Annotated in this window: 1 protein-coding gene (cut by a window edge); it reads right to left on the bottom strand. The window is 70.5% G+C overall.

The window, feature by feature from the left end; translation table 11 throughout:
• Positions 1–13,553: the beginning of a type I polyketide synthase gene (locus HCC61_RS28730; RefSeq protein WP_169140537.1), read on the bottom strand. 17,446 nt of this gene lie to the left of the window's left edge; 13,553 of the gene's 30,999 nt are visible here — the first part of the coding sequence; the start codon lies at positions 13,551–13,553; its stop codon lies beyond the left edge, outside the window.

The following is a 13,553-nucleotide window of genomic DNA, read 5'->3' as shown; positions in this document are numbered from 1 at the left end:
TCGCTTGCACCGGAGGCGTGGAGCGCTGCATCGAGCAGTGCGGGATGGAGGCCGAAGCCATTGGTCCTGGTGTCCTCGGGCAGGGCGACCTCGGCGAAGAGGTCGCCGTCCTCGCCCCGCCAGGCGGCCTGGAGGCCTTGGAAGACGGGGCCGTAGTCGAAGCCCGCGTCGGCGAACCGCTCGTAGCAGCCCTCGACGTCCACAGCTGCGGCGCCCGCCGGCGGCCACACGGAAGCGTCGAACCCGGCCGTCGCCGGCTGCTCTTCGGCCAGTACGCCGACCGCGTGCTCCACCCACGGAACGTCCTCGCCACCGTCCGGCCTGGCGTGCACCGTGACGCTCCGGCGGGCGGACTCGTCGGGGGCGCCGACGGAGACCTGTACCTGGATCGCCCCTTGCTCGGGGATCACCAGCGGTGCCGCGAGGGTGAGTTCCTCAACGCGGTCGCAGCCGACCTCGTCACCGGCCCGCAGCGCCAGCTCCACGAACCCGGTGCCCGGGAACAACACCCGCCCGAACACAGCATGGTCGGCCAGCCACGGGTGCGTGGCCAGCGACAGGCGACTGGTGAACAACGTCCCTTCGGCACCCGCCAGTTCGACGGACGCGCCCAGCAGCGGATGGTCCACCGACTCCATGCCCGCGGCCCGCACATCACCGCGGCGGTGAGTGGCCGTGGGCCAGAAGCGCTGGTGCTGGAAGGAGTAGGTGGGCAGGTCGATCCGCTGTGCGCCGGTACCGTCGAAGAGCCGGGCGAAGTCCACTGCGTGCCCGTTGACGTGGAGTTGAGCGATCGACGCCAGGGCGGCAATCTCTTCGCCACGGTCCTTGCGCAGTACAGGAACGGCCACTGTCTCGGGGACGATTACCGCGGCCATCGCGGAAAGTACGCCGTCGGGGCCCAGTTCCAGGAATGTGGTGACGTCCTGCTCGGCCAGCCACTCGACGCTGTCGCCGAAGCGAACGGCCTCCCGGACGTGCCGCACCCAATACTCCGGGCTCGACACATCACCCCACGCCGCAACCGGCACCTGCGGGGCCTCGAAGGCCAGGCCTTCGATGGCGGTACGGAAGTCGTCCAACATCGGGTCCATCAACGGCGAATGGAACGCATGCGAGACCCGCAACCGCCGGGTGCGGACCCCCTGTTCGTCAAAGCGCTCCACCAGGGCGGTGACCGCGCTCTCCTCACCGGAGACCACCACCGAGGACGGACCGTTGACCGCCCCCAGCGACACGTCTTCGGTGAGGAACGGGGTGATCTCTTCCTCGGATGTCTCGATGGCGGCCATCGCGCCGCCCTCGGGCAGCGCCTCCATCAACCGCGCACGCGCCGACACCAACCCACACGCATCAGGAAGGGACAACACCCCCGCGACATGAGCGGCCGCGATCTCACCAATGGAGTGCCCGGCGAGATAGTCCGGCTGGACGCCCCAGGACTCCGCCAGGCGGAACAGGGCCACTTCCAGGGCGAAGAGCGCAGGCTGAGCCCACCCCGTACGATTCAGCGCCTCCTCGTCCTCGCCCCAGACCACATCCCGCAAGCCCGGGTCCAGGTGCGCCAGGACGGCATCGAAGGCCTCGGCGAAGACCGGGAACCGCCCATACAACTCCCGCCCCATACCAAGCCGTTGACTCCCCTGACCCGAGAAGACCACAGCCAACGGACCCGGATCGGACATGCTCACACCGCGAGCAGCCTCCGCCAGCCCGTCCTCGTCGGCCAGCAGCACCGCACGATGCTCGAACACCGACCGGGAGACCACCGACGAGAAACCCACATCCAACCGCGAACGCTCCCGGGCACAGGCACCCAACGCCTCCACCTGCCCATCCAACGCCACCACCGACTTCGCCGACGCCAACACCGGCACCACACCAGGCGAGACCGACACCGAAGTCGGCTTCTCCGGTTCAACGACCTCGGCGGGCTGCTCCAGAATCAGATGGGCGTTGGTCCCGCTGACACCGAACGACGAGACCGCGGCACGGCGCACCCGCTCGTCCTGCGGCCACGCCGCCTCCTCGGCCAACAGCTCGACAGCACCGGCCTCCCAATCCACATGCGAAGACGGGGTCTCCGCGTGGAGAGTGCGCGGCAGGTTGCCGTGCCGCATCGCCTCCACCATCTTGATCACACCCGCGACACCCGCAGCCGCCTGCGTATGCCCGATATTGGACTTGATCGACCCCAACAACAGCGGCCGCTCGGCATCCCGCTCCTGCCCGTAAGTCGCCATCAAAGCCTGCGCCTCGATCGGGTCACCCAACGACGTCCCCGTCCCGTGACCCTCCACGGCATCCACATCAGACGTCGACAACCCGGCGCTCGCCAACGCCTGCCGAATCACCCGCTGCTGCGACGGACCGTTCGGCGCCGTCAAACCATTCGACGCACCATCCTGATTCACCGCGCTCCCGCGCAGCACCGCCAGCACCCGGTGCCCGTTACGCCGCGCATCCGACAACCGCTCCAGCACCACAAGCCCGACACCCTCGGACCAGCCCACACCATCAGCAGAATCCCCATACGCCTTGCAGCGCCCGTCCTCAGACAGACCCCGCTGCCGCGAGAACTCCACGAAGGGGTTGGGCGTCGACATCACCGTCACACCACCGGCCAGCGCCAGGTCGCACTCACCCGACCGCAGGGCCTGCGCCGCCCAGTGCATCGCCACCAGCGACGACGAGCACGCCGTGTCCACCGTCACCGCCGGACCCTCGAAACCGAAGGTGTACGCGATTCGGCCCGAAGCGATGCTTCCGGAGCTGCCCTGTCCTTGTTGGCCTTCCAGTTCTCCGCCGTCCAGGAGCGAGGCGTAGTCGTTGTACATCACGCCCGCGAAGACGCCCGTCTGGCTGCCACGCAGATCGGCCGGATCGGCGCCGGTACGCTCCAGCGCCTCCCACGTCGCCTCCAGCAACAACCGCTGCTGCGCATCCGTCGCCAACGCCTCACGCGGCGACATCCCGAAGAACTCCGGGTCGAACTCCGCCGCGTCGCGAAGGAACCCACCACGGCGGGTGTAGGAGGTACCGGGGTGATCCGGATCAGAGTCGAAGAGCGACTCCAGATCCCAGCCGCGGTCGGCCGGGAAGTCGCTGATCGCGTCCGCGCCCTCCGACACCAGCCGCCACAAATCCTCAGGCGAGGCAACGCCGCCCGGATAACGGCACGACATCCCCACAATCACAACCGGATCATCCGCCAACGACGGCAACACCCGCGAAGGCACGACGAGTTCGCCCAGCTCCGCACCGAACAGCTCCTCCCGCAGATGCGCCGCGAGAGCAGCAGCAGTCGGATAGTCGAAGACGAGCGTCGCCGGCAGCCGCAGGCCCGTGACGGAAGTCAGACGGTTACGCAGCTCCACCGCCGTCAGCGAATCGAAGCCCAGATCCTGGAACGCACGGGACGCCTCCACGGCTGCCGCGTCAGCGTGACCCAGCACCCCGGCGACCTCGCCGCGCACCAGATCCAGCAGCGCGTCGTACCGCTCACTCTCCTCCAGACCACCCAACCGCTGCACCAGCGAGGCCGCCGTCTCCGAGCCGGCGACGGAGCGTCGAGACCGGACACGGATCAGTCCTCGTAGGAGTGGGAGAACTTCGCCGCGCGCACGCAGTACCGGCAGGTCGAGCCTGACGGGTACGAGCGCCGCCTCGTCGGCGCCAAGGGCCGCATCGAACAGCTCCAGCCCCTCGGCCGTGCTCAGCGGCGGCATACCGGCGCGCGCCATCCGTTCCACGTCGGTCTCGGCGAGCATGCCCGTCTCGGCCCACGCGCCCCACGCCAACGACACCGCGGGAAGGCCCAGTTGACGACGGTGGGCAGCGAGCGCGTCCAAGAAGGCGTTCCCTGCGGCGTAGTTGCCCTGGCCCGCGCTTCCCAGCACGCCGGCGGCGGAGGAGAACAGTACGAACGCCGACAGATCCCGGTCACGGGTCAACTCGTGCAGATGCCACGCCGCGTCCACCTTCGGACGTAGCACGGAGTCCACACGCTCCGGTGTCAGGGACTCGATCACACCGTCATCGAGCACGCCGGCCGCGTGGACCACGGCACCGATCGTGTGCTCCGCCAGCAGCGCCGACAGCGCCTCGCGATCGCCGACGTCACACGCAGCGACCTCAACTCGCGCACCAAGCTCGTCCAGCTCGGCGGTCAACTCCCCCGCGCCGTCGGCCTCCTGGCCACGACGCGACACCAGCAGCAGATCGCGTACACCGTGCTCGGAGACCAGATGCCGCGCCACGACCGCACCCAGACCACCCGTGCCGCCCGTCACCAGGACCGTGCCCGCAGCGTCCCACGCCACAGCCTCACCGGAGGACGTGGCGCGGGACAGACGCGCCGCCCGCACCTCTCCCTCCCGCACCGACAGCTGCGGCTCGTCCGCACCCAGCGCGTGTGCCAGGACGTCCAGCGACGCCTCCGTGTCGTCGACGTCCAGCAGCCCGAAACGGCCCGGGTGCTCGGACTGCGCCGACCGCACCAGACCCCACACCACCGCAGCCGCCGGATCCTCACCCGACACCGCATCACGGGTGACGAAGACGAGCCGCGAACCCGCGAACCGCTGGTCGCTCAGCCATTCCTGGATCAGCTCCAGGACATGAGCGGAGGTCGCGTGCGCGGAAGCGGCCGCATCGTCGTCCGTCGCGCCGACGACCGGCGCCAGAACCACGTCCGCCACCGCCGGAGCGACAGCGCTCAGATCCGCATGGGCATCCGCCTCGGCGAGGCTTTGCGCAAGCCCCAGCGGATCCGGCCCGACGACGGCGGCAGTCCGGGCGACGTCCTGCACCGAGACCGGCGTCCAGGACACGCCGAACAGTGCGTCTTGCGCGCGGCGCTCGTCCCGAAGCTGGTCGGTCGACAGCGTGCGCGTGACCAACGCCTCGACGGACGCGACCAGTTCGCCCGACGGCGACGCGGCTGTGAGCGCCATGGCTCCGTCACCTGCCGACTTCAGGCGCACCCGTACCGTCCTCGCGCCTGATGCGTGCAGCGACAACCCCTGCCAGGAGAAGGGCACTTCACCGCTGCCCGCCTGTGAAGCGTCGACGGCACCGGTGTGCAGGCTTGCGTCGAGGAGCGCGGGGTGCAGTCCGAAGCCCTCGATCGGGGTGTCCTCGGGCAGAGTGACCTCGGCGAAGAATTCGCCGTCCTCGCCACGCCAGGCGGCCTGGAGGCCTTGGAAGACGGGGCCGTAGTCGAAGCCGACGTCGGCGAACCGCTCGTAGCAGCCCTCGACTTCCATCGGTGCCGCGCCAGCCGGCGGCCATACGGAAGCGTCGAACTCGGCCGTCGACGGCTGCTCTTCGGCCAGTACGCCGACGGCGTGCTCCACCCATGGAAGGTCTTCTGCGGTCTCGGGCCGTGAATAGACGGCGAGTCGGCGGCGGCCGGCCTCGTCGGGGGCTGCGACGGAGACCTGTATCTGTACGGCGCCCTGCTCGGGGATCACCAGCGGTGCCGCGAGGGTGAGTTCCTCGACGCGGTCGCAGCCGACCTCGTCACCGGCCCGCAGCGCCAGCTCCACGAACCCGGTGCCCGGGAACAACACCCGTCCGTAGACGGCGTGATCGGCCAGCCACGGGTGCGAGGCCAGCGACAGGCGACTGGTGAAGAGAAGGGTGTCCGCCCCCGCCACCTCCACGGCCGCGCCCAGCAACGGGTGCTCGACGGCGGTGAGTCCGAGTCCGGATGCGTCGCCGGTACGGGTGGACACGGCGGGCCAGAAGCGCTGGTGCTGGAAGGCGTAGGTGGGCAGGTCGATCCGCTGTGCGCCGGTGCCTTCGAAGATCCGGGCCCAGTCCATCTCGTGGCCGGTGACGTGGAGTTGAGCGATCGCCGCCAGGGCGGCTGCTTCTTCGCCACGGTCCTTGCGCAGTACGGGAACGGCCGTGGTTTCGGGGGCGATTGCCGCGGCCATCGCGGAGAGCACGCCGTCGGGGCCGAGCTCCAGGAACGTGGTGACGTCCTGCTCGGCGAGCCATTCGATGCTGTCGCCGAAGCGTACGGCCTCGCGGACGTGCCGCACCCAGTACTCCGGGCTCGACACATCGCCCCATGCCGCCACCGGCACCTGCGGGGCCTCGAAGGACAGGTTCTCGATGGCGGTGCGGAAGTCCTCCAGCATCGGGTCCATCAACGGCGAATGGAACGCATGCGAAACCCGCAACCGCCGCGTCCGCACCCCCTGTTCCTCAAAGTGCGAGACGAGTTCGGTGACCGCGCCCTCCTCACCGGAAACCACCACCGATGACGGACCGTTGACCGCCCCCAACGACACGCCTTCAGTCAGGAACGGGGTGACCTCTTCCTCGGATGTCTCGATGGCGGCCATCGCACCGCCCTCGGGCAGCGCCTCCATCAACCGCGCACGCGCCGACACCAACGCACACGCGTCCTCAAGCGAGAACACCCCGGCAACATGAGCGGCCGCGATCTCACCAATGGAGTGCCCCGCGAGATAGTCCGGCTGGACGCCCCACGATTCAGCCAGGCGGAACAGCGCCACCTCCAACCCGAACAAAGCAGGCTGCGCCCACCCCGTACGGTTCAGCGCTTCCGCGTCCTCGCCCCAGACCACATCCCGCAGACCCGGATCCAAGTGCGCCAAGACGGCATCGAAGGCTTCGGCGAAGACCGGGAAGCGGCCGTACAACTCCCGCCCCATACCGAGGCGTTGACTGCCCTGACCCGAGAAGACCACAGCCAGCGGACCCGGGTCCTGAGCCGCCACACCGCGAGCCGCCTCGGTCAGACCCTCCTCATCGGCCAGCAGCACCGCACGATGCTCGAACACCGACCGCGACACCACCGACGAGAAACCCACATCCAGCCGCGGCCCCTGAGCAACCCGCTCCCGCAGCCGCTCCACCTGCCCGTCCAGCGCACCCGCAGACTTCGCCGACGCCAACACCGGCACCACACCAGGCGAGACCGACACCGAAGTCGGCTTCTCCGGTTCAACGACCTCGGCGGGCTGCTCCAGAATCAGGTGGGCGTTGGTCCCGCTGACACCGAACGACGACACCGCAGCGCGACGCACTCGCTCGTCCTGCGGCCACGCCGCCTCCTCCGCCAGCAGCTCGACAGCACCGGCTTCCCAGTCGACATGCGAGGAGGGGGTCTCCGCGTGGAGCGTGCGCGGCAGACTGCCGTGCCGCATCGCCTTCACCATCTTGATCACACCAGCGACACCCGCAGCCGCCTGCGTGTGACCGATGTTGGACTTCACCGACCCCAGCAGCAGCGGATGATCACGATCACGGCCGTATGTCGCCAGGAGCGCCTGCGCCTCGATCGGATCGCCCAGCGTCGTACCGGTGCCATGCGCCTCGACGACGTCCACGTCACCGGTCGACAGCCCCGCGCTCGCCAACGCCTGCCGGATCACCCGCTGTTGGGACGGACCGTTCGGCGCCGTCAAACCATTCGACGCACCATCCTGATTCACCGCCGAACCGCGAAGCACCGCCAGCACCCGGTGCCCGTTACGCCGCGCATCCGACAGCCGCTCCAGCACCACCAGCCCGACGCCCTCGGACCAGCCCACACCATCGGCGGAATCCGCGAAGGACTTGCAGCGTCCGTCCGCCGACAGCCCCCGCTGCCGCGAGAAGGCGACGAAGGAGCCCGGTGTGGACATGACCGTCACACCGCCCGCGAGCGCCAGCTCGCATTCGCCGCCGCGGAGGGCCTGGGCGGCGAGATGCATGGAGACGAGCGAGGACGAGCACGCGGTGTCCACCGTCACCGCGGGGCCTTCGAGTCCGAGTGCGTAGGCGACGCGTCCGGAGAGCACGCTCTGTGCGGTGCCGGTGCCCTGGTAGCCCTCGAAGCTGTCGTCGCTGATCAGCGTGCTGTAGTCGTTGGACATGACGCCGGCGAAGACGCCGGTGCCACTGCCGCGGAGCGTCACCGGGTCGATGCCGGCGCGTTCGAACGCGTGCCAGGAGGTCTCCAGCAGGAGCCGCTGCTGGACGTCCGTCGCGAGGGCTTCACGCGGGGACATTCCGAAGAAGCCGGGGTCGAACTCGTCGGCGTCGTGCAGGAATCCACCCCGGACGACGTGTGTCTTCCCGGGTTCGTCCGGGTCGGGGTCGTACAGGTTCTCCAGGTCCCAGTTCCGGTTGGTGGGGAAGCCGGAGATGGCGTCGCCGCCTCCGCGTACGAGCCGCCACAGGTCCTCCGGTGAGGCGACGCCGCCGGGGTAGCGGCACGCCATTCCGACGATCACGACCGGGTCGTCCGCGACGGGCGGCAGTGCACCGGCGGCGCGTGAGACGAGTGCCGGGAGGCCCGATTCGCCGTCGGCGCCGAAGAGTTCGTCCCGTACGCGTTCGGCGAGAACCGTCACCGTCGGGTGGTCGAAGACGAGCGTCGCCGGGAGCCGCAGTCCGGTGGAGGCCGTCAGCCGGTTGCGGAGTTCGACTGCGGTGAGGGAGTCGAAGCCGAGGCCCTGGAAGGGACGGGTGACGTCGACCGATGCGGCGTCGGCGTGTCCGAGTACCGCTGCGACTTCGCCGCGTACCAAGTCGGTGAGTTTCTCGGTGCGTTCGGAGTGGCCGAGCCCGGCGAGGTGCGCGATGAGTCCGCTCTGCGTGCCGGTCTCGGCGGCCACGGTCCGGCGGGCTCGCGCCGGTGTCCGTATCAGGCCACGTAGCAGCGGCGGTGTCTCGCCCTGTGCTCGGGCCGCCTTCAGGTCGAGCCGCAGCGGCAGCACTGCCGCGTCGCCGCCTGCGAGAGCGGCGTCGAAGAGTTCCACCCCTTGCTCGACGGTCAGGGGGGCCATGCCCGTGCGGGCGATGCGCCGCATGTCGCTCTCGGTGAGGTCGCCGGTCATTCCGGCGGTCTGTGCCCAGGCGCCCCAGGCCAACGAGACGGCGGTCAGGCCGAGTTGGCGGCGGTGGGCGGCGAGCGCGTCGAGGAAGGCGTTCGCGGCCGCGTAGTTGCCCTGGCCCGCGCCTCCGAAAACTCCGGCGGCCGAGGAGAACAGCACGAAGGCCGACAGGTCGAGGTCGCGGGTGAGTTCGTGCAGGTTCCACGCCGCGTCCACCTTCGGACGGAACACGGAGTCCACGCGCTCGGGCGTCAGCGACTCGATGACACCGTCGTCCAGCACACCCGCCGCGTGCACCACCGCACCGACCGGGTGCTCGGCCAGCAACGCCGACAGCGCCTCGCGATCGCTCACATCGCACGCGGCGACCTCCGCCCGCGCACCAAGCTCGTCCAGCTCGGCGACCAACTCCCCCGCCCCGTCGGCCTCCTGGCCACGACGCGAGACCAGCAGCAGGTCACGTACACCGTGCTCGGAGACCAGATGCCGCGCGACGACCGCGCCCAGACCGCCCGTGCCGCCCGTCACCAGGACCGTGCCGACCGTGCCTTCGACGTCCCAGGGGCTCCGCGGCTCCTGCCGGTCAGCGGCCTTGGCCAGGCGTGGGGCCGTCATCTGGCCGTCGTGGAGCCTGAGTTGGGGCTCTCCGGTGTCGAGCGCCTGCGACAGTGCGCCGATGGACGCGTCGGTGCCGTCGAGGTCGAGCAGGCCGAACCGGCCCGGGTGCTCGGACTGCGCGGAGCGCACCAGGCCCCACACCGCGGCGGCCGCCGGATCCTCACCCGTCACCGCGCCACGCGTGACGAACACCAGCCGGCTGTCCGCGAACTGCTCGCCCGCCGCCCGCTGTTGGAGCAGTTCGAGGGCGCGGGCCGCCGCCGCGTGAGCGGATTCCGCCGCATCGGCGCCGGATTCGCCCGCCACGGGTACGAGGACGGTCCTGGGGGATGCCGCGGCATCGACGGTCACGGTGGAGCCGAGGTCAGCCCAAGGGGTGCCTTCCACGCCGAGGCTTTCGCCGATGCCCAGCGTGTCGGGACCGACGACGGCGAGTCCCGGCGGGTCCGTCGGCGATGCGGGGGTGACGGGGGCTGTGACGGGTGCCCAGTCCAGGACGTACAGGGCCTCGCGCGGACCGTGCGCCTCCAGCTGACCGGCCGCCGGAACCGGACGCGTCACCAGGGACTCGACGGTGGCGACGGGCGCACCGGCGGCGTCGGCCACCTCGATGCTCATGGCGTCCCCGGCCGCCCTGGAGAGCCGCACGCGGACCGAGCGGGCGCCGGTTGCGTGCAGCGAGACGCCCTGCCAGGAGAAGGGCAGACCCTCCTGGCCGACGGCACCGGCGTCCGGGAGGCCTGCGGCGTGTATGCCGGCGTCGAGGAGGGCGGGGTGCAGTCCGAAGCCCTCGATCGGGGTGTCCTCGGGCAGGGCGACCTCGGCGAAGAGGTCGCCGTCCTCGCCCCGCCAGGCGGCCTGGAGGCCTTGGAAGACGGGGCCGTAGTCGAAGCCGAGCTCGGGGAAGCGCTCGTAGCAGCCCTCGACCGTCATCGGTACGGCGTGCGCGGGCGGCCAGGCCGAGGCGTCGAATCCGGCGGTCGCGCCGTCGACGGACAGGACGCCGACCGCGTGCTCCACCCACGCCGCGTCCTCGCTGCCGTCGGGCCTGGCGTGCACCGTGACGCCGCGGCGCCCGGCCTCGTCGGGGACGCCGACCGAGACCTGGAGCTGGACCGCCCCCTGCTCGGGGATCACCAGCGGCGCCGCGAGGGTCAGTTCATCGACACGGTCGCAGCCGACCTCGTCACCGGCACGCACCGCCAGCTCGACGAACCCGGTGCCGGGGAAGAGCACCCTCCCCTGCACGACATGGTCCGCCAGCCACGGGTGCGTGGTCAGCGACAGGCGGCTGGTGAACAACGTCCCTTCGGCGCCTGCCAGTTCGACGGACGCGCCCAGCAGCGGGTGCTCCACCGCGCTGAGTCCCAGACCCGAGGCGTCACCGGTGCGAGCCGCCGCCGTGGGCCAGAAGCGCTGGTGCTGGAAGGCGTACGTCGGTAGGTCGACGTGCCGGGCGCCGGTGCCTTCGAAGAGCCGGGCGAAGTCCACTGCGTGCCCGTTGACGTGGAGTTGAGCGATCGACGTCAGGGCGGCAATCTCTTCGCCACGGTCCTTGCGCAGTACGGGAACGGCCGTGGTCTCGGGGGCGAGTTGGGCGGTCATCGCCGAGAGCACACCGTCCGGGCCCAACTCCAGGAACCCGGTGACGTCCTGCCCGGCCAGCCACTCGACGCTGTCGCCGAAACGCACCGGCTCGCGGACGTGCCGCACCCAATAGTCCGGCGAGGCGATCTCCGCGGCGTCGGCCACCCGGCCCGTGAGGTTCGAGACCACCGGGATCTCGGGCTCGCTGAACGACAGACCGGCCACAGCCGTACGGAAGTCGTCCAGCATCGGGTCCATCAACGGCGAATGGAACGCGTGCGAAACCCGCAACCGCCGCGTCCGCACCCCCCGCTCCTCAAACCGCTCAACCAGGGCGGTGACCGCGCTCTCCTCGCCCGAAACCACCACCGAGGACGGGCCGTTGACCGCCCCCAGCGACACGTCTTCAGTGAGGAGCGGGGTGACTTCCTCTTCGGTGGTTTCGATGGCGGCCATCGCGCCGCCCTCGGGCAGCGCCTCCATCAACCGGGCCCGTGCCGACACCAGCGTGCACGCGTCCTCAAGCGAGAACACCCCGGCAACATGGGCGGCCGTGATCTCACCGATGGAGTGCCCGGCGAGGTAGTCGGGCTGGACGCCCCAGGACTCCGCCAGGCGGAACAGCGCCACTTCAAGGGCGAACAGGGCAGGCTGCGCCCACCCCGTACGATTCAGCGCCTGTTCGTCCTCGTCGTCATCGCCCCAGACCACATCCCGCAGACCCGGATCCAGATACGACAACACCGCATCGAAAGCCTCGGCGAAGACCGGGAACCGGCCATACAACTCCCGCCCCATACCGAGGCGTTGGCTCCCCTGACCGGAGAAGACCACCGCCAGCAGGGCGCCTGCGTCGTCGGGGACCGCGCCCCGCGCCACCTCGGTGCGACCGTCCTGCGACGCCAGCAGCACCGCACGATGCTCGAACACCGACCGGGACGCCGCCAGCGAGAAGCCCACGTCGGCCCGGGAATACTCGGGGTGGCCCTCCACGAAGGAGGCCAGCGAGTCCAGTTGGGCCTGTAGCGCACGCTCCGACCGGCCCGACACCACCCACGGCAGTACGGACGGTACGGCCAGCTCCCGGCTTCCCGCCGCTGCCGCTGCCTCGTCCTCCTCGGAGGTCGTCTCGGCCTCGGGCGCCTGCTCCAGGATCACGTGCGCGTTGGTGCCGCTGACGCCGAAGGCCGAAACGCCGGCACGGCGTGGACCGTCCGCCTCGGGCCAGTCGGCCGCCTCCGTGAGGAGCCGGACCGCGCCCGCGTCCCAGTCGACGTTGCCGGACGGCTCGTCCACGTGGAGCGTCCTGGGAAGAAGGCCCTCCCTCAGGGACATCACCATCTTGATGACGCCCGCCACGCCCGCCGCTCCTTGCGGGTGGCCGATGTTGGACTTGATGGAGCCGAGCAGCAGCGGGTGTTCACGCTCCTGCCCGTACGTCGCGAGCAGGGCCTGTGCCTCGATGGGGTCGCCGAGGGAGGTGCCGGTGCCGTGCGCCTCGACGGCGTGCACATCGGACGGCGAGAGACCCGCGTTGGCCAACGCCTGCCGGATGACGCGCTGTTGGGACGGGCCGTTGGGCGCGGTCAGCCCGTTCGACGCGCCGTCCTGGTTGATGGCCGAACCACGCAGTACGGCGAGGATGTCGTGGTTCTTGCGCTTGGCGTCGGAGAGCCGCTCCAGCAGGACGACACCCGCGCCCTCGGACCAGCCGGTGCCGTCGGCGGCGTCGGAGAACGCCTTGCAGCGCCCGTCGGGTGCGAGGCCGCCCTGCGAGGTGAAGGCGGCGAAGCCGCTGGGGGTGGACATGACGGCCACTCCGCCGGCCAGTGCCAGATCGCACTCGCCCTGCCGCAGGGCCTGCGAGGCCAGGTGCATGGCCACCAGCGACGACGAGCACGCGGTGTCCACCGTCACCGCCGGACCTTCGAGCCCCAGCAGGTAGGAGATGCGGCCGGAGAGGACGCTCGCGGCGAAGGCGGTGGTGGCGTAGAGGCCCACGTCCTCGGCGGAGCCGGCGAGGAGGTCGGCGTAGTCCTGGGCGGTGGTGCCCATGAAGACGCCCGTCTGGCTGCCCCGCAGCGCCTCCTGGCCGATGCCGGCGCGCTCGAACGCCTCCCAGCTCGTCTCCAGCAGCAGCCGCTGCTGCGGGTCCATCACCACGGCTTCGCGGGGCGAGATCCCGAAGAACTCGGCGTCGAACGAGGCGGGGTCGGTCAGGAACCCGCCTTCACGGGCGGCGCTCTGGATGGCGTCGAGGTCCCATCCGCGGTCAGTGGGGAAGCCGGAGATCCCTTCGCGGCCTTCCGCGACGAGCTGCCACAGCTCCTCCGGGGTGCTCACGCCGCCGGGGTAGCGGCAGCCCATGCCGACGACGGCGATCGGTTCGACGGCGGCCGCGATCAGCTGCTGATTCTGCTTGCGCAGCCGGTCGATCTCCTTCAAGGACGACCGCAGAGCCTCGACGTACTGGTTATCGGAGGAGGTCAT

This window comes from Streptomyces sp. HNM0575 (assembly GCF_012726265.1).
Taxonomy (GTDB): Bacteria; Actinomycetota; Actinomycetes; order Streptomycetales; family Streptomycetaceae; genus Streptomyces.
The sequence above is the reverse complement of the archived record's forward strand: the minus strand, read 5'-3'. Positions and strand labels throughout refer to the sequence as shown.